Origin of the sequence: Arthrobacter sp. R4 (assembly GCF_051365025.1) — a bacterium.
Lineage (GTDB): Bacteria > Actinomycetota > Actinomycetes > Actinomycetales > Micrococcaceae > Arthrobacter.
The window spans coordinates 52,818-75,870 of record NZ_JBLWIJ010000017.1 but is presented as its reverse complement, the minus strand read 5'-3'; the positions used below and the strand labels follow the sequence as shown (position 1 = coordinate 75,870).

Sequence of the window (23,053 nt, the reverse complement as noted above, 5' to 3'; positions counted from 1 at the left end):
TCCCGTTACCAGACGTAAGCGAGGACTTCGCCGCCCACGCCCTTCTTGCCGGCCTGCTTGTCAGTCAGGAGGCCGGAAGAGGTGGACAGGATTGCGACACCCAGGCCACCGAGCACGTGCGGCAGGTTGGTGGACTTTGCGTAAACACGCAGTCCCGGCTTGGAAATACGACGAACGCCAGCGATTGAACGCTCGCGGTTCGGACCGAACTTGAGCTCGAGGGTCAGCTTCTTGCCAACCTCAGCGTCTTCTTCTTTCCAGGAGGCGATGTAACCTTCGGCCTTCAGGATGTCGGCAACGCGTGCCTTGAGCTTGCTGTACGGCATGGTCACGGAATCGTGGTATGCCGAGTTTGCGTTGCGCAGACGCGTAAGCATGTCTGCGACAGGATCTGTCATTGTCATTTTGGGCTCTTGCCCTTCCTCATAACGGTTTCCTCGCTGCTGCCTAAAGCCTCAGCGAAGGACCTGTTACGTAGTTAGATTAGTCTTCGGCCTTGAACGGGAAACCAAGCGCCTTCAGCAGCGCGCGGCCTTCGTCATCGGTCTTGGCAGTGGTAACAACCGTGATGTCCATACCGCGAACGCGGTCGATGGAATCCTGGTCGATTTCGTGGAACATAACCTGCTCGGTCAGACCGAAGGTGTAGTTGCCGTTGCCATCGAACTGCTTGCCGCTGAGGCCGCGGAAGTCGCGGATACGGGGCAGAGCCAGCGTGACCAGACGATCCAGGAATTCCCACATGCGGTCTCCACGCAGGGTAGCGTGGGCGCCGATGGGCATGCCTTCGCGCAGCTTGAACTGTGCGATCGACTTGCGGGCCTTGGTTACCTGCGGCTTCTGGCCGGTGATCAGGGTCAGATCGCGGACAGCGCCGTCGATCAGCTTGGAGTCCTTAGCGGCATCTCCAACACCCATGTTCACAACGACCTTCACCAGGCGGGGAACCTGGTTGACGTTCTCGTACTTGAATTCCTCAATGAGCGTGCTCTTGATGGAATCGGCGTACTTGGTCTTCAGACGAGGAACGATCTTCGTTGCCGGAGTCTCGAGAGTCTCAGTCATTAGATGTCCTTCCCGGAGCTCTTGGCCACGCGTACACGCACTTCGCGCTTCACGCCATTGCGCTCAACGGTCTCGGTGCGGAAACCAACGCGGGTGGGCTTCTTGGTGGACGGGTCAACCAGGGCCACGTTGGAGATGTGGATCGAAGCTTCGACAACCTCGATACCACCGGTCTTGGTGCCGCGCTGCGACTGACCGACCTTGGTGTGCTTGGTTACGCGGTTAATGCCTTCGACCAACACGCGGTTGCTCTCCGGGAATACGCGCAGAACCTTGCCCTGCTTGCCTTTGTCGCCGCCGCGCTCAGCCTTGGCGCCAGTGATGACCTGAACGAGGTCACCCTTCTTGATCTTAGCCATGGACTAGAGCACCTCCGGAGCCAGAGAAACGATCTTCATGAACTTCTTGTCACGGAGTTCACGACCAACCGGTCCGAAGATGCGGGTACCGCGGGGGTCACCGTCAGCCTTCAGGATCACAGCTGCGTTCTCGTCAAACTTGATGTAGGAACCATCCGCACGGCGGCGTTCCTTCTTGGTACGGACGATGACTGCCTTGACAACATCGCCCTTCTTTACGTTGCCGCCCGGAATTGCGTCCTTGACGGTAGCGACGATGACGTCGCCAATGCCTGCGTAGCGACGGCCAGATCCACCGAGAACGCGAATGGTAAGGATTTCCTTAGCACCCGTGTTGTCGGCGACCTTGAGTCGCGACTCCTGCTGAATCACTATTTACTCCTTGCGTCGCGCTGGTTCTCAGACCGAAAATCTTCCTACGGAATGAGCCTTGCGGAACGGTTGATCGGGGTGTCTCTTGACCTGCCTGGATTTTGCCAGACCAGGCCTAAACGCCCGTGCCAAAAACATTTGCTTCCCAAGCGAATTGGACGCAGTCCAAGTGCAAGGGGGCACTATGCCGTGGCACGATTGTTTACGAGGTTTGATGACGGCGCACAAAAGGCGCCATACAAACTCAATATCCTAGCACAGATCGGGACAGTCCCCATATCACAGGCCGGGCCGCTGCATCAAAGAACGACGGCGTCACGCACGGCATTCTTTCGGCGCACCGCCGGTGCCGCTCCCCCGCGAACCCGGGCCGCCGCCGTCGTACGTTCCGTGAAAAAGTGCTGCGTGTGACGCCCCAGGCCGCCCGTCCCGGAAATGAGGAAACCCCCGTTCCCAAAGGGAACGGGGGTTTCCGGGGCATAGCCCAGCAGCACAGCTGCAGGTATTACTTAGCCTTCTCGAGGATCTCCACGAGCCGCCAGTTCTTCGTGGCGGACAGCGGGCGGGTCTCAGCGATGACTACGAGGTCGCCGATGCCGGCGATGTTCTCTTCGTCGTGAGCCTTGACCTTCGAGGTGCGGCGGATGACCTTGCCGTAGAGGGCGTGCTTCACGCGGTCTTCAACCTGGACAACGATGGTCTTTTCCATCTTGTCCGAAACCACGTAGCCGCGACGCGTCTTACGGTAACCGCGCTGCTCAGCCGTAGCTGCCGTAGCAGTTTCCGTCACGTTCTCGTCCTTTTCACTCACTTGGCATCCTCCTCGGTCTCAACCGTTTCAGCCTTTTCGGCCTTCTTGGTTGTTGCCTTCTTGGACTTCTTTTCTTCCTTGGCTTCCACAACCGGTGCGGCAACCTCGGCACGAATGCCCAGCTCGCGTTCACGGAGAACGGTGTAGATGCGTGCGATGTCCTTCTTTACCGCGCGCAGACGACCGTGGTTCTCCAGCTGGCCGGTGGCGGACTGGAAACGCAGGTTGAACAGCTCTTCCTTAGCCTTGCGGAGTTCTTCAACGAGACGCTCGTTGTCGAAACCGTCCAGCTGTGCGGGAGCGAGTTCCTTGGATCCTACTGCCATTTCTATTCACCACCTTCGCGACGCAGAATGCGTGCCTTCAACGGGAGCTTGTGGATTGCCAGGCGCAGGGCCTCGCGTGCCACCGATTCTTCGACACCGGAGATCTCAAAGAGAACCCGGCCCGGCTTGACGTTGGCGACCCACCATTCCGGTGAACCCTTACCGGAACCCATGCGGGTTTCAGCAGGCTTCTTCGTCAGGGGACGGTCCGGGTAGATGTTGATCCAGACCTTACCGCCACGCTTGATGTGGCGGGTCATCGCGATACGTGCAGACTCGATCTGACGGTTGGTTACGTATGCCGGGCTCAGGGCCTGGATGCCGTACTCACCGAAGGAGACCTTGGTGCCGCCCGTAGCAGCGCCGGAACGACCCGGGTGGTGCTGCTTGCGGTGCTTGACTCGACGTGGGATAAGCATTTAAGCCTGTCCTCCTTCTACTGCAGCAGGTGCAGCCTCAACTGCCGGAGCCTCTGCAGCGGGAGCTGCTTCGGCGGCCGGACGGTCGGTACGACGGCGGCGGTCACCACGGTCAGCACCGCCCGGGCGGCCCGGACGGTCGCTGGCGCCGCGGCCACGGGACGGAGCAGCAGCTGCCTGCTGGGCCAGTTCCTTGGCGGTGACGTCACCCTTGTAGATCCAGACCTTCACGCCGATGCGGCCGAAGGTGGTCTTGGCCTCGTAGAAGCCGTAGTCGATGTTCGCACGGAGGGTGTGCAGGGGCACACGGCCTTCGCGGTAGAACTCCGAGCGGGACATTTCAGCGCCGCCCAGTCGACCCGAGCAGGCGATACGGATGCCCTTGGCACCTGCACGCTGCGCGGACTGCATGGCCTTCTTCATCGCACGGCGGAACGCCACGCGGGAAGTCAGCTGCTCAGCAACGCCCTGGGCAACAAGCTGCGCTTCCATCTCGGGGTTCTTGACCTCGAGGATGTTCAGCTGGACCTGCTTGCCGGTGAGCTTTTCGAGCTCGCCGCGGATGCGGTCTGCTTCAGCGCCGCGGCGGCCGATGACGATGCCCGGGCGTGCCGTGTGGATGTCCACGCGGACACGGTCACGGGTGCGCTCGATTTCGACCTTGGCGATACCGGCGCGCTCCATGCCAACAGACATGAGCTGGCGGATACGGATGTCTTCGCGAACGAAGTCCTTGTACCGCTGTCCGGCCTTGGTGCTGTCAGCGAACCAGTGCGATACGTGATCGGTGGTGATGCCGAGTCGGAACCCGTGCGGGTTTACTTTCTGTCCCACTTAGCGAGCCTCCTCTTTCTCCGGGGTAGCGACTACCACGGTGATGTGGCTGGTGCGCTTCTTGATCTGAAATGCACGACCCTGGGCACGCGGCTGGAACCGCTTCATGGTCGGGCCTTCATCAACAAACGCTTCGCTGATGATGAGGTCACCTTCGTCAAACGCCACGCCGTCGCGGTCCGCGAGGACCCGGGCGTTGGAGATTGCCGACTGAACTACCTTGAATACCGGCTCAGAAGCTGCCTGGGGGGCAAACTTCAGAATTGCCAGAGCCTCGTTCGCTTGCTTACCACGAACAAGGTTGACGACGCGCCGGGCCTTCATAGGCGTTACGCGGATGTGACGCGCAATTGCCTTGGCTTCCATTGCTTTCCTTCTCTCGTCTATGACGTAAGTGCAGGCGCCTAGCGGCGCTTGCCCTTACGGTCGTCCTTGACATGGCCGCGGAATGTCCGCGTGGGAGCGAATTCGCCGAGCTTGTGCCCGACCATCGACTCGGTGACAAACACCGGAATGTGCTTGCGTCCGTCATGTACGGCGATCGTGTGCCCGAGCATGTCGGGGATGATCATCGAACGGCGGGACCAGGTCTTAATGACGTTCTTGGTGCCCTTTTCGTTTTCCCTATCCACCTTCACAAAGAGGTGCTGGTCAACGAAGGGACCTTTTTTCAGGCTGCGTGGCATGTGTCCAGGCTCCTATCGCTTGTTCTTGCCAGTACGACGGCGACGAACAATAAGCTTGTCGCTCTCTTTGTTGGGGCGGCGGGTGCGGCCTTCACGCTTACCGTTGGGGTTGACGGGGTTACGTCCACCGGACGTCTTACCCTCACCACCACCGTGCGGGTGGTCAACCGGGTTCATGGCGACACCACGGACGGTCGGGCGGACGCCCTTCCAGCGCATGCGGCCAGCCTTACCCCAGTTGATGTTCGACTGCTCTGCGTTGCCGACCTCGCCGACGGTTGCGCGGCAGCGCACGTCAACGTTGCGGATTTCGCCAGAAGGCAGTCGCAGCTGGGCGAAGCGGCCTTCCTTGGCTACAAGCTGGATCGATGCGCCGGCGGAGCGGCCCATCTTGGCGCCGCCACCCGGACGCAGTTCAACTGCGTGGATAACGGTACCCACCGGAATGTTGCGCAGGGGCAGGTTGTTGCCAGGCTTGATGTCAGCGTTGGCACCTGCTTCTACGAAGTCACCCTGGGAGAGCTTGTTCGGGGCGATGATGTAACGCTTGGTGCCATCAACGTAGTGCAGGAGGGCGATGCGAGCCGTACGGTTCGGATCGTACTCAATTTCAGCAACGCGGGCGTCAACGCCGTCTTTGTCGTGGCGACGGAAGTCGATCAGACGGTACTGGCGCTTGTGGCCACCACCTTTGTGACGGGTCGTGATCTTACCGGTGTTGTTACGGCCGCCCTTTTTGGGCAGCGGACGTACCAACGACTTTTCCGGCGTCGACCGCGTGATTTCGGTGAAGTCCGCTACGCTCGAGCCACGACGGCCCGGGGTAGTCGGCTTATATTTACGGATTCCCATAATTTATTTCCTCGTTAAAGTGGTCTCCGCTACGCGAGCGGACCGCCGAAGATGTCGATAGTGCCTTCTTTGAGGGTGACAATCGCACGCTTGGTGTTCTTGCGGGTACCCCATCCGAATTTGGTGCGCTTGCGCTTACCGGCACGGTTGATGGTGTTGATCGAGTCGACCTTGACGGAGAAAATCTTCTCCACGGCCAGCTTGATCTCGGTCTTGTTCGAGCGGGGGTCCACCAGGAAGGTGTACTTTCCCTCATCGATCAGGCCGTAGCTCTTTTCCGATACGACGGGTGCAAGCACGACGTCGCGCGGGTCCTTGATGGTGGCTGCACTCACTTGGCATCCTCCTCGTTCTTTGCAGCCTTGTCAGCAACGAATGCTTCGTAGGCAGCCTTGGTGAAGACTACGTCGTCAGAAACGAGAACGTCGTAGGTGTTCAGCTGGTCTGAGTACAGAACGTGAACATCCTCGAGGTTGCGCACGGACAGTGCAGCAACATCGTTGGCGCGCTCAATGACAACGAGCAGGTTCTTGCGCTCAGAGACGCCGCGCAGCGTTGCCAGTGCTTCCTTGGAGGACGGCTTGGAGCCGGCAACCAGGTCAGCGACAACGTGGATGCGTCCGTTGCGGGCGCGGTCAGAGAGTGCGCCGCGCAGTGCAGCAGCAATCATCTTCTTGGGGGTGCGCTGGCTGTAGTCACGCGGTGTGGGACCGTGGACAACGCCACCGCCGGTCATGTGAGGAGCACGGATTGAACCCTGACGGGCGCGGCCGGTGCCCTTCTGCTTGAACGGCTTGCGGCCTGCACCGGAAACTTCAGCGCGGGTCTTGGTCTTGTGGGTACCCTGGCGAGCAGCAGCGAGCTGTGCAACGACGACCTGGTGCAGCAGCGGCACGTTGGTCTGAACGTCGAAGATCTCTGCAGGCAGGTCAACCTTGACAGTGTTAGCCATTGGACTAGGCTCCCTTCACGGCGGTGCGTACGAGTACGACCTGGCCGCGGGCGCCGGGGACGGCACCCTTGATCAGGAGCAGCGACTTCTCGACGTCAACAGCGTGAACCGTGAGGTTCAGCGTGGTGTGACGAACGGCGCCCATGCGGCCGGCCATTTTCATGCCCTTGAAGACGCGGCTCGGGGTGGATGCGCCACCGATTGAACCGGGCTTACGGTGGTTCTTGTGGGCACCGTGGGAAGCTCCAACGCCGTGGAAGCCGTGACGCTTCATAACACCGGCGAAGCCCTTACCCTTTGTGGTGCCAATGACGTCGATCTTCTGGCCGGCTTCGAAGAGCTCAACAGAAAGCTCCTGGCCCAGCTCGTAAGAGTCAGCATCTGCAGTGCGCAGTTCGACGACGTGGCGGCGAGGCGTGACGCCTGCCTTTTCAAAGTGACCAGCCAGCGGCTTGGTGACCTTGCGGGGATCGATCTGGCCGTAGCCGATCTGAACGGCGACGTAGCCATCGGTCTCTGCGTTGCGCAGCTGCGTGATGACGTTCGAATCTGCCTGGACCACAGTGACGGGGATGAGCTTGTTGTTCTCGTCCCAGACCTGGGTCATGCCGAGCTTCGTGCCCAGCAGGCCCTTTACGTTACGGGTTGCGGTCATAGTCTCTCAGCACCTCCCTACAGCTTGATTTCGATGTTCACGTCGGCGGGCAGGTCGAGACGCATAAGCGAGTCAACAGCCTTCGGCGTGGGATCGATGATGTCGATAAGACGCTTGTGCGTGCGCATTTCAAAGTGCTCGCGGCTGTCCTTGTACTTGTGCGGAGAGCGGATTACGCAGTAAACGTTCTTCTCCGTCGGAAGCGGCACGGGGCCTACTACCGTTGCGCCTGCGCGCGTGACCGTCTCAACGATCTTCCGTGCTGAAACGTCAATGACCTCGTGGTCGTATGACTTCAGCCGGATGCGGATTTTTTGTCCCGCCATGTCGCCTGACTCTCTTTCAGTCTGTGCTTCCCCTGGTTGGGGCTGCCCTGTTCACTTACTCGTTGTGTGGCTGCCGAAGCATTTGAAGTCTTAACTACCACCCGCCGCACAAACTGAATCCGGATGAATCCGGGTTCCTCACCTTGCCGGCGCAACCGACCCCCGCGGTCGGGCGTGTCGCGATTTTCACGCATACAAATCCGCAGTTCCATGGGGAGTGGGTTATGTTTGGTCTTCAACTTGGACCCTGACACCCGGCATTATCCGGATCGGGACACGAAGAAGCGCTTGAACAACTCATCTAGTATGCCGGATATTATCGGCAGAAGCGAATCTGCCTTGTTCTTGCCGCCCCTGGATCATTGCCTTCGATAACCTGCGAATGGATGATGGGGGCATGACGGTCGAAAATGTTGCTTCCGTCCGCGATCTCGCGGACCGGCTGCCGCCTTCCTTTACGCTGGGCGTTGCCGCAGCCGCATTCCAGATTGAGGGGGCCCTGGCTGAGGACGGACGTGGCCCGTCCGGCTGGGACGCCTTTGTGCAGAAGCCCGGAAGCATCATGGACGGCCACTCCCCCGCGGTGGCCTGCGACCACTACAACCGATTCCCCGAGGACATCGCCCTCATGCGGGAACTGGGCATTGATTCCTACCGTTTTTCCCTCTCCTGGCCCCGGATCCAACCTGACGGGCGCGGCGCCATCAACAGCCAGGGCCTGGACTTCTATGACCGGCTGATTGACCGGCTCCTGGAGGCCGGTATCTCGCCCATGGCCACGCTGTACCACTGGGACACTCCCCTGCCCCTGGAGCACGGCGGCGGCTGGATGAACCGCGCCACAGCAGAGCGGTTCGCAGAGTACTGCCTAGTGGCCGGACAGCGTTTCGGCGACCGCGTCTCCCAATGGGTGACCCTCAATGAGCCCGTGTCAGTAACACTCAACGGGTATGCGCTCGGTGTCCACGCTCCCGGGCGGGCACTCATGTTTGACGCCCTGCCCTCGATCCATCACCAGCTCCTTGCCCACGGCCTGGGTGTCCAGGCCCTGCGTGCCGCGGGCGTCAAGGGCGGCGTGGGAGTAACCAACCTGCACTCACCGGTGCGACCCGCCAGCCGGAAGGTCGGCGACAGGCTCGTGGCGAGGCTGTACGACCTCCTGATGAACAGAATCTATGCAGACCCTGTGCTGCTGGGCAGGTACCCCAAGCTCCCCGTGGTGTCACGGCCCTGGCTCCATTCCATCGGAAAGCTTTCGGACGCTGACCTGAAGACCATCCACCAGCCGCTGGACTTCTATGGCCTGAATTACTACTTCCCGGTGAAGGTGGCCCTCGGACGCGGCATTACCCCCATTCCCGCCGACACGCACAAGGCCGTTGCTCAATTGCCCTTCCACGAAGTGGGGTACCCGGAATACCAGACCACCGGCTTCGGGTGGCCGGTGGCCCCCGCGCATCTGGGCATTCTCCTCGCGGAACTTCGGGACCGCTACGGGGATGCCTTGCCGCCGGTCTACATCACCGAAAGCGGCGCCAGCTTCCCGGAACCGGATCGCGTGGACGGCCCCCTCCAGGATGCGCGCCGGGTGAACTACATCGCCGATCACTTGCGGCAGGCGGTTGACGCGACGGCTCCAGGCGGAATCGCCGAGGGGCTCGACCTCCGTGGGTACTATGTCTGGACACTCATGGATAACTTTGAATGGGCCGCGGGCTACTCCCAGCGCTTCGGGCTGATCCACGTGGATTTTGAAACGCAGGAGCGGACGCCGAAGTCGTCCTTCTACTGGTACCAGGCCTTGAGCCGGGAGCGGAAGAGGCTGCCCGGCTGAGCACGGGGCAACCTCAAGGCTTGCAAGCGCCGTCTGCGCGCAATCGCCCTACTGGTTCTTTTTTGCCCGGTTGATGCGCTTGGCGCGGTCGATCTCATTCCGGAAATACTTCTTCGCCCAAAAAACACCGGCAACAACTGCAACCACAACAGCCAGGAAAATTAGCCATTCCATGATGTGCTCCTCTCGATGCAAGCAACAGTATCAGTGCTTGCTGAACGGCTCCCCGCCATCCGGCTGGTCAGGTGGAGGCTGTCCTGGAGACGGCTGCAGCGCCGGTTTCTCCCCGGCCGTTCCGCGGTTCAGCCGCCAGACTGCGAACACAATAAGCCCGACGGCGATCAGTGCCAGGAGCGCGAACGTGTACTGACGCATTGCCCAGAGAATGCATGCGGCCACTCCGGCGGCTCCCCACCAGACAAACAACCGTTCACCCAACCCCAGGCCGGCGAGCAGAAGCCCTGCGAAGAGGACCAGCACCCACAATTGCTGGCTGCCGCTACCGCCAAAAACAACACCCAGGGCGCTCAGCGTGAGCAGTCCGGCCGCGGCTCCCAGAAGGAGCCTGCCGGCATTCCGCTGTCCTGTAGTGAAGCGCAGGATCCCCAGGCCGGCCCCGGCGAGCACGTACCACTGGGCTACCCAGAACGGGTCAGGCAGGCCAAGTGAAAGGCTGTAGTTCAGCCCGTACTGCCCATCCAGGTCGAAGATGGCGGCCCGCTGCACCGCCGCCACGACCGCCACAAACCCAGTCTCGGCAACGATCCGGCGTGCCGTTCCCGGAGCTTCGAGGCAGGCTACTCCCACCGCCGCAGCCAAGGCAAAGGCTGCTGCCCATGCCGTCGCGTCGGGACGCACCCCGGTCAAGGCGACAATGCAAAGCCCCAGGAAGGCCCCTCCGGCCAAGGACCAGCGGCGCACGGGGTCGGCGGCCAGCTCTCCACTGCGGTACAGCCGTGCGCCATACAGTCCAGCAGCTGACAGTCCCGCGCCGCAAAGCCACGTAAGATACTGGCCCCACTCCCCCGGAACATCCCGGAAGGCAGCATCTGCCAGCTGCGTGCCGCCGGCCAGGGCAGCAAGCGCGGCCGGTACGTACAGCCAGGGCAGCTCCTCAACGTGCGAGGCCGTGAAGCACACCCCGGCGAGCACCAGGAGGGCAGCGCCCATAACCCAGCCCGTCGCCGTCGTGGACACAAACAGGGCGGTCAGGGCAAATGACCCGGCGGTGGTGAGCCAGAGCCAGTGGTCGACCTCCGTCACAGCAACGTTGCGCCCGCGCAGCATTACGCCTGCAAGTGAAGCGAGGATCGCCCCGAGCAACAGCACTGCCGCAGTGCCGGTGTAGTCGAGTACCGGAGCCGCCAGGAAGCTCGCGCTGCCCGCTCGGCTGCCAGAGGCGAAACTGACCACGGGCCCCAATGATAGGACCCCGAACAGCAGCGCATAGACGGCGAAGTAGAGGGAGCCTCGCGCCGCGAAGAACCGGCGCGCCACGACTGCCGAACATAGCAACAGTGCCAACTCCAGGAGCACCACCCAGCGTCCGCCGTCGTCGTCGGAAGTCCTCGCCCAGCCCAGCCGGGCCTGCCAGGCATAAGCGAGGGGAAGAAGGGCCTGGCCAGCGAGCGTGATCCAGACGGCCGCCTGCTGGAAAGGAACTTCAGCCAGCCGTGAACGCATCAGCCAGCGGATTCCGTGCTGGGCAGCCAGCACAAGCGCGAAGGTGACGGAGACGGCGGTCGGAGACGCCGTGGCGTCGTAACTGAGGACTGCAGCGAGGGCGGCCGTCAACAGCCTGGCTCCTGCAAAATACCAGCCCTTCCATAAGGGCTGGCCGGATGCCACCACCATCACCGCGGCAAACACGGCAAAGATTCCCAGCACGAGTTCAACCACCAACAGGTCACCGCCGCTGAATGCCAGCAGGACCACTAGCGACGACGGCGCGAACCAGACGGCGGCGCCCGTGCTCCTGAAGACGTAGCCCGAGGCCACGGCGCAGGTTGCTGTCAGTGCAGCGACGAAGGGCGCTTGCCAACCGTCCGGGTCCAGCACCAACAGCAGCACAGACGCCATCAGCTGGAACAGCAGGACCACGCCCGGATCCGTGAGCACTCCCCGCGGAGCCTTCCCGCGCACAAAGGCGGAGACGGGGAATACCAGTTGGATGGTGAGGAAGAGGACCAACACTGTGGCAGGGCGGAGTACATCGCCGGCGATGACGGTTGGCCCCGCCTCACTCTGGAGAAGGTCAAAAGCCGTCAGTACCAACACCGTGGCTGCAACGCGGCCCAACCACCAGTAGGTCCAGCGGTGTTGCTGCACCCGCATCCGCAGGCCGGAAGCGAGCAGGTAACCCAGGACCAGAAGCAGTACGACGTTTCCGAAAGGCTGGCTCACAGCCAGGAAAGACACGGGGACACAAAGCGTGGAGGCCGCCAGAGGAAGGGCTTCCCAGATTGTCGCGTTCCACTCAAGCTCACTTGCAGGCCGGGGCACCATCAAGAGGCCAACCGCCATCGCGGTCAGGAGTTGAATGAGTACCGCTGCCCGGATCCAGTCGTGGGCCGGAGTCGTGTCAAGGAGCACCAGCATGACAACGGAGGCCAGGCCGCCCGCGCCGAAGCCCGCAAGGGTAGCCTCCGGCGCCAGGGAGCCGCCACCTGCCCGCTCCAGGAACGCCGAGATCACCTGCTGACACACCAGCGCTACCAGCAGCCCGAAGACCGAAGTGATGATGCGGTCCGGGCCGGTGCCGATAACCGCGGCAACAGTGACAGGAACTGACAGGGTCAAAGCCAACCTGGCGGCGAGTACGAGGTTCCTCCGGAGCTTGCTGGCCGCGAAGAACGCGCGGACTGCCCAGAAGACGAACGCCAGTGCCAGCATGACCGCCAACGGCCACGCGCCCAGGGCGTAGCCGAGCACTCCCGCGAGGAGCAGGGCGGCCACAGGAGCCCACTCGGCCGGGCCTCCCAGGCGTGTTGCCACAACAAAGCTGGTGGCCAGGGCACCGGCAACGGGTATCCACAGGGGCACGTCACCCACCTGGCCGAACGCGCCGTAGGGGTAATACTCGGCCGAAAGTACGAGGCCGCCGTACATCGCAGTGGCGAGCAGCTGGATAGTGAAGGTGGCCAGCGAGTCCACGAACCAGCGTCCATGCAGTGTGCCTGAGGACAGTTCGGCCCGGTTTTGCGGACGCTTAGCGCCTGGCATCCAGTGGCCTAACCAGGCGGAGGCAAGAGCCACGGCCACTGCCTGGACCGCGAGGATAGCTGCCGCAGCCAGTAAGGCATCACTTCCCCTGCCGGTCAGGTTCCAGATCTCGACTGCGGCGGCGAGCGTCAGGGATACCCGCGCTGCGTAGAAGTTGGCCAGCCTGAGCCGACTGCCCGGCACGGCGGCCATCAGCCCAAAGTAGCAACCGCACATAGCCATAATGAGCGCGTACTCGGTCTTTGCCAACAGCAGCGGAACGCAAGTGGCTGCGGCTGCGACGGCAGGCACCACCAACGGATGCAACACCATGAGTGGCCTCGCATAGACCGGCGGAAGCCAGGCGGGCTTCGCGAGGGCCACTAGGGTCAGCAGCACGGCCACGCAGATCTGTGCGGCGAAGTACCAGACCAGCGCTCCTCCCAGGACTGACACCCCGGACCAAGCCGTAGACGCCACAAACGTCAGCGACAGGTAGACCAGCACCCGGCTCTCGAGGCGGACGGCGGCAGCGACGTAGGCGGCGGTCCCAATCAGTGAAGTGATCAGCCAGGCGGTGGGGCCGTGGTGGAGGGCGAAGTTGTACAGGGCGAGTCCCGTCACCGGGACCAGCGCCAGGCCCGTTCCCGCAAAGGCCACCGCCGCCGGCCTGAGGCGTGGCACCCGGCTATGGAGAACAAATCCCGCGGCATAGAAGGCGGCGGTAACTATGCAGACTCCGGCGAAGCGAAGCGTGGGGGGAAGGCTGGTTCCGATGAACAGCGCCGCTGCTGCGACCAGGAGCAGGCTGGCGACGTAGAGCGTGATGTTGATGTTCTGCCGGTCCCGCTTCTCGCGCCGGGCCTGGCGTTCCGCGGCCGTCTCCGCCGGCTGCCTTGCCGGGTAGTTGGAGTACGGCGCTGCCGGACGGTCAACGGGGGGCCCAGGCGCCGCCCGCCCGGATACTGGCGCGGCTTCCTGGGGACGGATCGTGGAGGCAGGGCGCCCGGGCACACGGGATGGCAGGGCGAAGGTCGGTTCCGCCGCAGGGACGGTCCCCGCCTGCGAACCTACACTGTGGGCCGCCGGGGGCGCGGGATGAACCCTGGGCTGGAAAGACGGCGCTGTGCCCGGTGCGGCCGGACTCGGGGCCGCAGGCTGCGTTGCCCCGATCTTGGCCATGGCGTCCAACCAGCCCTGGAGGTGCCCTGCACGGTAGCCCGCTTCATAAGATTCGTCCTGCATGATGAACCCTCTCCAACGGGCAGGATGGTTCCGACCCAATTAATCCAGTGATTGGATTAATAGTAGCAAAGAACAGCCCCGCTGCACTAGCAGCGGGGCTGTTCCCACACTTTCCGTCAGGACCGCTAGGCGGCCCTTCCGGTCAGGTCAATCAGGGATCAACAAGAATTACTTGATGATCTTGGTAACGCGTCCTGAACCAACGGTGCGGCCGCCTTCGCGGATAGCGAAGCCGAGGCCCTCTTCCATGGCGATCGGCTGGATGAGCGCAACGGTCATCTCAGTGTTGTCGCCAGGCATAACCATTTCCGTGCCTTCCGGCAGGGTGATAACGCCGGTTACGTCCGTGGTGCGGAAGTAGAACTGCGGGCGGTAGTTGGAGTAGAACGGGTTGTGACGTCCGCCTTCGTCCTTGGAGAGGATGTAGACGTTAGCCTCGAAGTCGGTGTGCGGGGTGATGGAACCCGGCTTGACGACAACCTGGCCACGCTCTACGTCATCACGCTTCAGACCGCGGAGCAGGAGGCCACAGTTCTCGCCAGCCCATGCTTCGTCGAGCTGCTTGTGGAACATCTCGATACCGGTAACCGTGGTCTTCTGGACCGGGCGGATGCCGACGATCTCGACCTCGGAGTTGATGGCGAGGGTTCCACGCTCGGCGCGGCCCGTTACAACGGTGCCACGGCCGGTGATGGTGAAGACGTCTTCGATCGGCATCAGGAACGGCTTGTCACGGTCACGTACGGGGTCCGGAACGGACTCGTCAACAGCTTCCATGAGGTCCTCAACGGACTTGACCCAGACGGGGTCGCCTTCGAGGGCCTTCAGGCCGGAAACGCGAACAACAGGAGCGTCGTCGCCATCGAAGCCCTGAGCCGAAAGCAGCTCACGAACTTCCATTTCAACGAGGTCCAGCAGCTCTTCGTCGTCGACCATGTCCGACTTGTTCAGTGCAACCAGCAGGTAGGGAACGCCAACCTGGCGGGCGAGCAGGACGTGCTCGCGGGTCTGAGCCATCGGGCCGTCAGTGGCGGCAACCACGAGGATTGCACCGTCCATCTGTGCAGCACCGGTGATCATGTTCTTGATGTAGTCAGCGTGACCCGGAGCGTCTACGTGTGCGTAGTGGCGCTTTTCGGTCTGGTACTCAACGTGGGAGATGTTGATGGTAATGCCGCGCTGACGCTCTTCGGGAGCAGAGTCAATAGACGCGAAGTCGCGCTGCTCGTTGAGAGTCGGGTACTTGTCGTACAGCACCTTGGAAATGGCGGCCGTCAACGTCGTCTTACCGTGGTCAACGTGACCAATGGTGCCGATGTTAACGTGCGGCTTAGTCCGCTCGAACTTTGCCTTTGCCACAGGTTCCTCCTAGAACGTTTTCAAATGACTTACCCTTCAACCGCGCTTGTCGCGGCAGAAACTCAGGCAAGTCTACTTGGGGGGCTTTGGATTGGTGAAATTGCAGATTCAGGAACTAATACTAGTGCCTAGAGCCTGTTCGTGCAGATGGCCGGGGCCCGGCTTGACCGGACTGCATCCGACCGGGTTCCGGCCACCTGCACCAGGCGGGCTTCCGTTATCCGGAAACCACACCCGAGTTTGTCGCTACGAAAGTCGGAAAAGACTACTCGCCGCGGGTCTTCTGGATGATCTCGTCGGCGACTGCCTTCGGGACCTCGGCGTAGCTGTTGAACGTCATGGAGTACACAGCGCGGCCCTGGGTCTTCGAACGCAGGTCACCGATGTAGCCGAACATGCCGGACAGCGGGACGTGCGCACGGATAACCTTGACACCCTGTGCATCTTCCATGGACTGCATCTGGCCACGGCGGGAGTTGAGGTCACCGATAACTTCACCCATGTATTCCTCAGGGGTGCGGACCTCGACATCCATCAGCGGTTCGAGCAGAACAGGGTTCGCCTTGCGTGCGGCTTCCTTGAAAGCCATACGCCCGGCGATCTTGAACGCCATTTCCGAGGAGTCAACATCGTGGTACGCGCCGTCAATCAGCGTGGCCTTGATGCCGACAACCGGGTAACCGGCCAGGACGCCGTCGTTCAGCGCATCCTGGATACCGGCGTCAACAGAGGGAATGTACTCGCGCGGAACGCGGCCACCAGTGACCTTGTTCTCGAACTCGTACAGTTCGCCTTCGGCGGTGTCCAGCGGCTCGATCGCGATCTGGATCTTTGCGAACTGACCCGAACCACCGGTCTGCTTCTTGTGTGTGTAGTCGTGACGCTCCACAGCACGCTTGATGGTTTCGCGGTACGCAACCTGCGGCTTGCCAACGTTGGCTTCGACCTTGAATTCGCGGCGCATGCGGTCCACCAGGATGTCCAGGTGGAGCTCGCCCATGCCGGCGATGATGGTCTGGCCGGTGTCTTCGTTGAGGGACACCTGGAAGGTGGGGTCCTCAGCGGAGAGCTTCTGGATAGCCGTGGAGAGCTTCTCCTGGTCACCCTTGGTGTTCGGCTCGATGGCAACCGAGATCACGGGCTCCGGGAAGCTCATGGACTCGAGGACGATCTGGTTGGCGGAGTCGCACAGGGTGTCGCCCGTGGTGGTGTCCTTCAGACCGATCGCTGCGTAGATGTGGCCGGCGGTAGCGCCCTCGACAGGCATTTCCTTGTTGGCGTGCATCTGGAACAGCTTGCCGATGCGCTCCTTCTTGCCCTTGGTGGAGTTGACGACCTGGGCGCCTGCTTCCACGTGACCGGAGTACACGCGGATGAAGGTGAGCTGGCCGAAGAACGGGTGCGCGGCAATCTTGAACGCAAGAGCAGAGAACGGCTCCTCCGAAGACGGCTTGCGGGTCAGTTCCTTCTCTTCGTCGCGGGGATCGTGACCGATCATCGGCGGGACGTCGAGCGGGTTCGGCAGGTAGTCGACGACGGCATCCAGCATCGGCTGGACGCCGCGGTTCTTGAACGCGGAGCCACAGAAGATCGGGTACAGCTCGGAGTTGATCGTCATCTTGCGGATGCCGGCCTTGAGCTCGTCGACTGAGATCTCTTCGCCCTCAAGGTACTTCTCCATGAGTTCTTCGGAGGCCTCGGCAACGGTCTCAACGAGCGTTGCGCGGTACTCTTCAGCCTTTTCCTGGAGGTCAGCCGGGATCTCGCGGATCTCGTACTTGGCACCCATGGTGACGTCACCCTTGGCATCGCCGGGCCAGACCAGTGCACGCATGTACAGCAGGTCCACGACGCCGATGAAGTCGTTCTCGGCACCGATCGGCAGCTGCATAACCAGCGGCTTGGCACCGAGGCGGCTGATGATGGTGTCTACGGTGAAGTAGAAGTCAGCGCCCAGCTTGTCCATCTTGTTGACGAAGCAGATACGCGGAACGTTGTACTTGTCGGCCTGGCGCCAAACGGTCTCAGACTGCGGCTCAACGCCTTCCTTGCCATCGAAGACGGCGACAGCGCCGTCGAGGACGCGCAGGGAGCGCTCAACCTCAACGGTGAAGTCAACGTGGCCAGGGGTGTCGATGATGTTGATCTGGTTGTTTTCCCAGAAGCAGGTCACGGCGGCAGACGTGATGGTGATGCCGCGTTCCTTTTCCTGTTCCATCCAGTCGGTGGTCGAAGCGCCGTCGTGCGTTTCGCCGATCTTGTGGTTCACACCTGTGTAGAACAGAATGCGCTCGGTGGTGGTGGTCTTGCCGGCATCAATGTGGGCCATGATGCCGATGTTGCGGACCTTACTAAGGTCGGTAAGCACGTCCTGTGCCACGGTGTCTCCCTTTCGGATGGACTACACGTTCGCCGCCGGCTCGTAACGAGCCGGCGGCGTCCGGAAGTATTACCAGCGGTAGTGTGCGAAGGCCTTGTTGGACTCGGCCATCTTGTGGGTGTCTTCGCGACGCTTCACAGCGGCACCGAGACCGTTGGACGCATCCAGGATTTCGTTCTGGAGGCGCTCGGTCATCGTCTTTTCGCGGCGGGCCTTGGAGTAGCCCACCAGCCAGCGCAGTGCGAGGGCGGTGGAACGGCCCGGCTTGACCTCAACGGGAACCTGGTAGGTTGCGCCACCAACGCGGCGTGAGCGGACCTCAAGGGAAGGCTTGACGTTGTCCATGGCCTTCTTGAGGGCTGCAACGGGATCGCCGCCGGACTTGGCGCGTGCGCCTTCGAGGGCACCGTAGACGATGCGCTCTGCGGTGGACTTCTTACCGTCGACCAGCACCTTGTTGATCAGCTGGGTGACCAGCGGGGAGCCGTAAACGGGATCTAGTACGAGCGGCCGCTTGGGGGCCGGACCCTTGCGAGGCATATTACTTCTTCTCCATCTTTGCGCCGTAGCGGCTGCGGGCCTGCTTACGGTTCTTGACACCCTGGGTATCGAGGGCGCCACGGACGATCTTGTAGCGGACACCCGGGAGGTCCTTCACGCGACCGCCGCGAACGAGCACAATGGAGTGCTCCTGCAGGTTGTGGCCTACACCGGGGATGTAAGCGGTGACTTCAATGCCACCGTTGAGGCGTACACGTGCCACCTTACGCAGAGCCGAGTTCGGCTTCTTCGGGGTGGTGGTGTAAACGCGGGTGCAGACACCGCGGCGCATGGGGCTGCCGTTAAGCGCGGGAGCCTTGGTCTTTTTGACCTTAGGCGTGCGGCCCTTGCGGACCAGCTGGTTAATCGTAGGCACTCTCGTGTTCTCCGTTTTATCCGGAGTGGCCGCTTCCAGCCACTCTCTTGTTGCGTTGCCTCGCCGCCCGGGCTTTGAAGGGAATCTCCAGAGCAGCTGAGGCGAAGCCTTAATAGTCGGATCGCACCCCGGGGATTGTTATGACTGACGTCTTCAAAGGTCCCTAGGCATGCGAAAATGTGGCATACGTTGCACAAGAACCCTGCAAACCGGAAACGTCGCTCTGGTTCAGCCTTTCAGCTGGAACCGGCGCACTCATCCACTGCCACAATAACAATTGGTAACAAGTCTAACATGGACTCCCGCCAGGCCTTAATCGGCGCCCCTCCCCCAACTAGGTAGCAGCAGGTGTCGTTATGGGCGCCCAAAACGACACCTGCTGCTACCCAGTTGGGGAAACGGAAGGCCCCGCCCCGACCTGCTCGTTAAAGCAGGCTGGAGACGGGGCCGACGCCGTTGAGTAACGCGGTTACCGGAAATCGTTGCCGAGGTCGTAGTCATCCAAGGGGATGGCGTGGAACTCAGGTGCTCCGTCGCCTCCCAGGGTGTCGTACGAGAAGTCACTGAACGCGCTGGGGCCGGTGAACAGGTTGGCCTTTGCTTCTTCAGTGGGCTCCACGGTGACCTCGGTGTAGCGCGGGAGACCCGTGCCAGCCGGGATCAGCTTACCGATGATGACGTTCTCCTTGAGGCCGAGCAGCGGATCGCTCTTGCCTTCCATGGCCGCCTGCGTCAGGACGCGGGTGGTCTCCTGGAAGGAAGCTGCGGACAGCCAGGACTCGGTGGCCAAGGACGCCTTGGTGATGCCCATGAGCTCAGGACGTCCGGAAGCCGGAGTCTTGCCCTCGGACACAACACGGCGGTTGGCATCCTCGAAGCGGCTGCGCTCGGCGAGCTCGCCGGGCAGCAGGTCCGATTCGCCGGACTCGATGACCGTGACGCGGCGCAGCATCTGGCGGACGATAACCTCGACGTGCTTGTCGTGGATACCGATGCCCTGGCTGCGGTACACGCCCTGGACTTCATCCACCAGGAACTTCTGCGCGGCACGGGGACCCATGATGCGCAGCACCTGCTTGGGATCGACCGGACCGTTGATGAGCTTCTGGCCCACTGTGACGTGCTCGCCATCCTCGATGAGGAGGCGTGAACGGCGCAGTACCGGGTAGGCGATCTCTTCGGATCCGTCATCGGGGGTGATGACGAGGCGCATCTGGCGCTCGGACTCTTCAATGGTGATGCGGCCGGCTGCTTCAGCAATCGGTGCGACACCCTTCGGAGTACGGGCTTCGAAGAGCTCCTGGATACGGGGCAGACCCTGGGTGATGTCGTCGCCACCACTGGCGGAAACAGCACCACCGGTGTGGAACGTACGCATGGTCAGCTGCGTGCCGGGCTCACCGATGGACTGTGCGGCGATGATGCCCACGGCCTCTCCGATGTCCACGGTCTTGCCGGTTGCCAGGGAACGTCCGTAGCACAGAGCGCAGGTGCCCACGCTGGACTCACACGTGAGTACAGAGCGGACCTTGACCTCGGTGATGCCTGCCGCGAACAGCTCAGCAATCACGACGTCGCCGCAGTCAGTGCCGGCCGGAGCCAGGACATTGCCCTTGGAGTCAAGGACATCCACGGCCAAGGTACGGGCGTACGCGCTGTTCTCGACGTTCTCGTCCAGGACCAGCTCGCCGTTGGAGTCTGCGACGGCGATCGGAGTCACCAGACCGCGTTCGGTACCGCAGTCCTCTTCGCGGACGATGACGTCCTGGGACACGTCCACCAGACGACGGGTCAGGTAACCCGAGTTGGCGGTACGCAGTGCGGTGTCAGCCAGACCCTTACGGGCACCGTGGGTGGCGATGAAGTATTCCAGCACCGACAGGCCCTCGCGGTAGGAGGACTTGATGGGACGCGGGATGATTTCACCCTTCGGGTTGGCCACCAGGCCACGGATACCCGCGATCTGGCGGACCTGCATCCAGTTACCACGTGCACCGGAGGACACCATGCGGTTGATGGTGTTCATCGGGGACAGGCTGTCACGCATCGCCTGGGCGATCTCGTTGGTTGCCTTGTTCCAGATCTCGATCAGTTCCTGGCGACGCTCGTCGTCGTCGATCAGGCCCTTGTCGTACTGGCCCTGGATCTTGGCGGCCCGCTCCTCATAGCCGGCAAGGATGGCAGGCTTTGCGGCCGGAACCTCGATGTCGGAGATGGCAACGGTAACGCCTGAACGGGTGGCCCAGTAGAAGCCTGAATCCTTCAGGTTGTCCAGCGTCGCCGCGGTAACAACCTTCGGGTAGCGCTCAGCGAGGTCGTTGACGATGCGGGACAGTTCACCCTTGTCGGCAACAGCCTCAACCCAGGGGTAATCCTCGGGCAGGGTCTCGTTGAAGAGGACCTGGCCCAGGGAGGTCTGGACGAGGGCGGGCTGACCCGGCTCCCAACCTTCGGGAGCTTCCCAGCCGGCGTACGGAACAAAGCCTTCGAGGCGGATTCGGACCTGCGAGTTCAGGTGCAGCTCACGGGCGTCGAAAGCCATGATGGCTTCGGCAACCGAGCCGAAGACGCGGCCTTCGCCAGCTGAACCGACACGCTTGGTGGTCAGGTGGTAGAGGCCGATGATCATATCCTGCGACGGCAGGGTGACCGGGCGTCCATCGGACGGCTTCAGGATGTTGTTCGAGGACAGCATCAGGATGCGTGCCTCGGCCTGGGCCTCCGGGCTCAGCGGCAGGTGCACTGCCATCTGGTCGCCGTCGAAGTCAGCGTTGAACGCGCCACAAACCAGCGGGTGGAGCTGGATTGCCTTGCCCTCAACGAGCTGCGGTTCGAACGCCTGGATACCAAGGCGGTGCAGGGTAGGTGCACGGTTGAGCAGCACCGGGTGTTCGGTGATGATCTCTTCGAGCACATCCCAGACCTGCGGGCGGTAGCGCTCGACCATGCGCTTGGCCGACTTGATGTTCTGGGCGTGGTTGAGGTCAACCAGGCGCTTCATCACGAACGGCTTGAAGAGCTCCAGGGCCATCTGCTTGGGCAGGCCGCACTGGTGCAGCTTCAGCTGCGGGCCGACGACGATGACCGAACGGCCGGAGTAGTCAACACGCTTGCCGAGGAGGTTCTGGCGGAAACGACCCTGCTTGCCCTTGAGCATGTCGCTCAGGGACTTCAGCGGACGGTTGCCCGGTCCAGTGACCGGACGGCCGCGGCGGCCGTTGTCGAAGAGGCTGTCAACAGCTTCTTGAAGCATGCGCTTCTCGTTGTTGACGATGATCTCCGGAGCACCCAGGTCAAGCAGGCGCTTGAGTCGGTTATTGCGGTTGATCACACGGCGGTAGAGGTCGTTGAGGTCGGAGGTCGCGAAGCGGCCACCGTCCAGCTGGACCATCGGGCGCAGTTCCGGCGGGATCACCGGGACGGCATCCAGAACCATGCCAAGCGGGCTGTTGTTGGTGGTCAGGAACGCGTTGACAACCTTCAGGCGCTTCAGGGCGCGGGTCTTGCGCTGGCCCTTGCCGTTGGCAATGATGTCGCGCAGCAGGTCAGACTCGGCCTGCATGTCGAAGCCCTCAAGACGCTTCTTGATGGCTTCGGCACCCATGGAGCCTTCGAAGTAGATACCGTAGCGGTCGCGCAGCTCGCGGTACAGGCCCTCGTCACCTTCGAGGTCTGCGACCTTCAGGTTCTTGAAGCGGTCCCAGACCTGCTCGAGGCGCTCGATGTCGGCGTCGGCGCGCTTACGCACGTTCGCCATCTGGCGGTCGGCGGAGTCGCGGGCCTTCTTCTTGTCGGCAGCCTTGGCACCCTCACCCTCAAGGCGCGCAATTTCGCCTTCGAGGTCGCGGGCGATGGCCGCGATGTCGGAGTCGCGGTTGTCGATCAGCTGCTTCTTCTCGATGTCGTGCTCAACCTGCAGGTTGGGCAGTTCCTCGTGGCGGGCAGCCTCGTCGACGCTGGTGATCATGTAGGCGGCGAAGTAGATGACCTTTTCGAGGTCCTTCGGAGCCAGGTCAAGGAGGTAGCCCAGACGGGAGGGGACACCCTTGAAGTACCAGATGTGCGTGACCGGTGCGGCCAGCTCGATGTGGCCCATGCGCTCACGGCGGACCTTCGCGCGGGTGACTTCAACGCCACACCGTTCGCAAATGATGCCCTTGAAGCGCACGCGCTTGTACTTACCGCAGTAGCACTCCCAGTCGCGGGACGGGCCGAAGATCTTCTCGCAGAAGAGGCCGTCCTTCTCAGGCTTGAGCGTGCGGTAGTTGATGGTTTCCGGCTTCTTAACCTCGCCGTAAGACCAGCCACGGATGTCTTCCGCGGTGGCGAGGCCGATCTGCATGAGGCCGAAGGAGGATTCGCTGGACATATGGTCCCTGTTCTCTCTTGTTCTCTAAATTCTGAAGTCTTGGTTACGGGAAGAGGGAGCCCCGGAGCAAGGCAGCGGACGGGCCGGCTGCC

General features: G+C 62.1%; 23 protein-coding genes. 1 reads left to right on the top strand and 22 read right to left on the bottom strand.

Annotated elements, in window-relative coordinates:
* Positions 1–5 precede the first annotated feature (5 nt).
* The 15 genes from rpsH to rpsJ form a co-directional block, all read right to left on the bottom strand.
* Positions 6–404 carry a 30S ribosomal protein S8 gene (gene rpsH / locus ACLKOZ_RS11895; RefSeq protein ID WP_018773673.1) on the bottom strand — a complete coding sequence of 133 codons (399 nt, stop codon included), beginning with the start codon at positions 402–404 and terminating at the stop codon, positions 6–8.
* A gap of 79 nt (positions 405–483) precedes the next feature.
* Positions 484–1,065 (bottom strand): 50S ribosomal protein L5, encoded by a 582-nt coding sequence (gene rplE / locus ACLKOZ_RS11890; protein ID WP_066293276.1) that lies wholly within the window; start codon positions 1,063–1,065, stop codon positions 484–486.
* Positions 1,065–1,424, bottom strand: a complete 360-nt coding sequence (rplX, locus tag ACLKOZ_RS11885; protein WP_337346873.1) for a 50S ribosomal protein L24 — start codon at positions 1,422–1,424, stop codon at positions 1,065–1,067. Before rplX ends, rplE begins: the two co-directional genes overlap by 1 nt.
* A gap of 3 nt (positions 1,425–1,427) precedes the next feature.
* The gene (gene rplN / locus ACLKOZ_RS11880; protein WP_024366126.1) at positions 1,428–1,796 is read right to left on the bottom strand and encodes a 50S ribosomal protein L14; all 369 of its coding nucleotides are present in this window, start codon (positions 1,794–1,796) and stop codon (positions 1,428–1,430) included.
* Between the two features lie 505 nt (positions 1,797–2,301).
* Complete coding sequence (gene rpsQ / locus ACLKOZ_RS11875) at positions 2,302–2,607, bottom strand: 30S ribosomal protein S17 (protein WP_066293283.1); 306 nt, start codon at positions 2,605–2,607, stop codon at positions 2,302–2,304.
* Positions 2,604–2,933 (bottom strand): 50S ribosomal protein L29, encoded by a 330-nt coding sequence (gene rpmC, locus ACLKOZ_RS11870; protein WP_131131303.1) that lies wholly within the window; start codon positions 2,931–2,933, stop codon positions 2,604–2,606. Before rpmC ends, rpsQ begins: the two co-directional genes overlap by 4 nt.
* A gap of 2 nt (positions 2,934–2,935) precedes the next feature.
* Positions 2,936–3,352 (bottom strand): 50S ribosomal protein L16, encoded by a 417-nt coding sequence (gene rplP / locus ACLKOZ_RS11865; protein ID WP_013601829.1) that lies wholly within the window; start codon positions 3,350–3,352, stop codon positions 2,936–2,938.
* Positions 3,353–4,186: a 30S ribosomal protein S3 gene (gene rpsC, locus ACLKOZ_RS11860; RefSeq protein ID WP_131131302.1), complete on the bottom strand. Its 834-nt coding sequence runs from the start codon at positions 4,184–4,186 to the stop codon at positions 3,353–3,355. It abuts the gene before it with no gap.
* On the bottom strand, positions 4,187–4,552 hold the full coding sequence (rplV, locus tag ACLKOZ_RS11855) for a 50S ribosomal protein L22 (RefSeq protein WP_003803798.1): 366 nt from the start codon (positions 4,550–4,552) through the stop codon (positions 4,187–4,189).
* 38 nt (positions 4,553–4,590) lie between these two features.
* Positions 4,591–4,872: a 30S ribosomal protein S19 gene (rpsS, locus tag ACLKOZ_RS11850; RefSeq protein WP_011692805.1), complete on the bottom strand. Its 282-nt coding sequence runs from the start codon at positions 4,870–4,872 to the stop codon at positions 4,591–4,593.
* 12 nt (positions 4,873–4,884) lie between these two features.
* Positions 4,885–5,724, bottom strand: a complete 840-nt coding sequence (gene rplB / locus ACLKOZ_RS11845; RefSeq protein ID WP_066293289.1) for a 50S ribosomal protein L2 — start codon at positions 5,722–5,724, stop codon at positions 4,885–4,887.
* A gap of 29 nt (positions 5,725–5,753) precedes the next feature.
* A complete protein-coding gene (gene rplW / locus ACLKOZ_RS11840; protein WP_066293292.1) occupies positions 5,754–6,059 on the bottom strand; it encodes a 50S ribosomal protein L23 in 306 nt (101 codons plus the stop codon).
* On the bottom strand, positions 6,056–6,676 hold the full coding sequence (rplD, locus tag ACLKOZ_RS11835) for a 50S ribosomal protein L4 (protein ID WP_436475262.1): 621 nt from the start codon (positions 6,674–6,676) through the stop codon (positions 6,056–6,058). Before rplD ends, rplW begins: the two co-directional genes overlap by 4 nt.
* 4 nt (positions 6,677–6,680) lie before the next feature.
* A complete protein-coding gene (gene rplC / locus ACLKOZ_RS11830) occupies positions 6,681–7,331 on the bottom strand; it encodes a 50S ribosomal protein L3 (RefSeq protein WP_056626643.1) in 651 nt (216 codons plus the stop codon).
* Positions 7,332–7,348: 17 nt separating this feature from the next.
* Entirely contained in the window at positions 7,349–7,657 is a 309-nt protein-coding gene (gene rpsJ, locus ACLKOZ_RS11825) for a 30S ribosomal protein S10 (protein WP_003803825.1), read from the bottom strand.
* Positions 7,658–8,054: 397 nt separating this feature from the next.
* Between rpsJ and ACLKOZ_RS11820 the strand changes: the two genes are divergently transcribed.
* Positions 8,055–9,491 (top strand): GH1 family beta-glucosidase, encoded by a 1,437-nt coding sequence (locus ACLKOZ_RS11820; RefSeq protein WP_436475259.1) that lies wholly within the window; start codon positions 8,055–8,057, stop codon positions 9,489–9,491.
* Positions 9,492–9,539: 48 nt separating this feature from the next.
* On the opposite strand, the gene ACLKOZ_RS11815 is transcribed toward ACLKOZ_RS11820, so the two are convergent.
* The 7 genes from ACLKOZ_RS11815 to ACLKOZ_RS11785 form a co-directional block, all read right to left on the bottom strand.
* On the bottom strand, positions 9,540–9,665 hold the full coding sequence (locus ACLKOZ_RS11815) for a hypothetical protein (protein WP_376043202.1): 126 nt from the start codon (positions 9,663–9,665) through the stop codon (positions 9,540–9,542).
* A 30-nt stretch (positions 9,666–9,695) separates the two neighbouring features.
* The gene (locus tag ACLKOZ_RS11810) at positions 9,696–13,937 is read right to left on the bottom strand and encodes a hypothetical protein (protein WP_436475257.1); all 4,242 of its coding nucleotides are present in this window, start codon (positions 13,935–13,937) and stop codon (positions 9,696–9,698) included.
* A gap of 168 nt (positions 13,938–14,105) precedes the next feature.
* Positions 14,106–15,296 (bottom strand): elongation factor Tu, encoded by a 1,191-nt coding sequence (tuf, locus tag ACLKOZ_RS11805; protein WP_078027241.1) that lies wholly within the window; start codon positions 15,294–15,296, stop codon positions 14,106–14,108.
* 265 nt (positions 15,297–15,561) lie between these two features.
* Positions 15,562–17,676 (bottom strand): elongation factor G, encoded by a 2,115-nt coding sequence (fusA, locus tag ACLKOZ_RS11800; RefSeq protein WP_337346868.1) that lies wholly within the window; start codon positions 17,674–17,676, stop codon positions 15,562–15,564.
* 69 nt (positions 17,677–17,745) lie between these two features.
* A complete protein-coding gene (gene rpsG / locus ACLKOZ_RS11795) occupies positions 17,746–18,216 on the bottom strand; it encodes a 30S ribosomal protein S7 (protein WP_026531948.1) in 471 nt (156 codons plus the stop codon).
* Between the two features lies 1 nt (position 18,217).
* On the bottom strand, positions 18,218–18,592 hold the full coding sequence (gene rpsL / locus ACLKOZ_RS11790) for a 30S ribosomal protein S12 (protein ID WP_018773658.1): 375 nt from the start codon (positions 18,590–18,592) through the stop codon (positions 18,218–18,220).
* A gap of 469 nt (positions 18,593–19,061) precedes the next feature.
* Complete coding sequence (locus ACLKOZ_RS11785; RefSeq protein ID WP_436475253.1) at positions 19,062–22,961, bottom strand: DNA-directed RNA polymerase subunit beta'; 3,900 nt, start codon at positions 22,959–22,961, stop codon at positions 19,062–19,064.
* Between the last annotated feature and the right edge of the window lie 92 nt (positions 22,962–23,053).

Excerpts from the sequence above, each read along its gene's own strand:
- rpsH (WP_018773673.1), bottom strand. The coding sequence starts at position 404 with ATGACAATGACAGATCCTGTCGCAGACATGCTTACGCGTCTGCGCAAC.
- ACLKOZ_RS11785 (WP_436475253.1), bottom strand. The coding sequence starts at position 22,961 with ATGTCCAGCGAATCCTCCTTCGGCCTCATGCAGATCGGCCTCGCCACC.
- rplC (WP_056626643.1), bottom strand. The coding sequence starts at position 7,331 with ATGACCGCAACCCGTAACGTAAAGGGCCTGCTGGGCACGAAGCTCGGC.
- ACLKOZ_RS11815 (WP_376043202.1), bottom strand. The coding sequence starts at position 9,665 with ATGGAATGGCTAATTTTCCTGGCTGTTGTGGTTGCAGTTGTTGCCGGT.
- rplP (WP_013601829.1), bottom strand. The coding sequence starts at position 3,352 with ATGCTTATCCCACGTCGAGTCAAGCACCGCAAGCAGCACCACCCGGGT.
- rpsJ (WP_003803825.1), bottom strand. The coding sequence starts at position 7,657 with ATGGCGGGACAAAAAATCCGCATCCGGCTGAAGTCATACGACCACGAG.
- rplE (WP_066293276.1), bottom strand. The coding sequence starts at position 1,065 with ATGACTGAGACTCTCGAGACTCCGGCAACGAAGATCGTTCCTCGTCTG.
- rpsS (WP_011692805.1), bottom strand. The coding sequence starts at position 4,872 with ATGCCACGCAGCCTGAAAAAAGGTCCCTTCGTTGACCAGCACCTCTTT.
- rplV (WP_003803798.1), bottom strand. The coding sequence starts at position 4,552 with ATGGAAGCCAAGGCAATTGCGCGTCACATCCGCGTAACGCCTATGAAG.
- ACLKOZ_RS11810 (WP_436475257.1), bottom strand. The coding sequence starts at position 13,937 with ATGCAGGACGAATCTTATGAAGCGGGCTACCGTGCAGGGCACCTCCAG.
- rplX (WP_337346873.1), bottom strand. The coding sequence starts at position 1,424 with ATGGCTAAGATCAAGAAGGGTGACCTCGTTCAGGTCATCACTGGCGCC.
- rpsG (WP_026531948.1), bottom strand. The coding sequence starts at position 18,216 with ATGCCTCGCAAGGGTCCGGCCCCCAAGCGGCCGCTCGTACTAGATCCC.
- rpmC (WP_131131303.1), bottom strand. The coding sequence starts at position 2,933 with ATGGCAGTAGGATCCAAGGAACTCGCTCCCGCACAGCTGGACGGTTTC.
- rplB (WP_066293289.1), bottom strand. The coding sequence starts at position 5,724 with ATGGGAATCCGTAAATATAAGCCGACTACCCCGGGCCGTCGTGGCTCG.
- ACLKOZ_RS11820 (WP_436475259.1), top strand. The coding sequence starts at position 8,055 with ATGACGGTCGAAAATGTTGCTTCCGTCCGCGATCTCGCGGACCGGCTG.
- rplD (WP_436475262.1), bottom strand. The coding sequence starts at position 6,676 with ATGGCTAACACTGTCAAGGTTGACCTGCCTGCAGAGATCTTCGACGTT.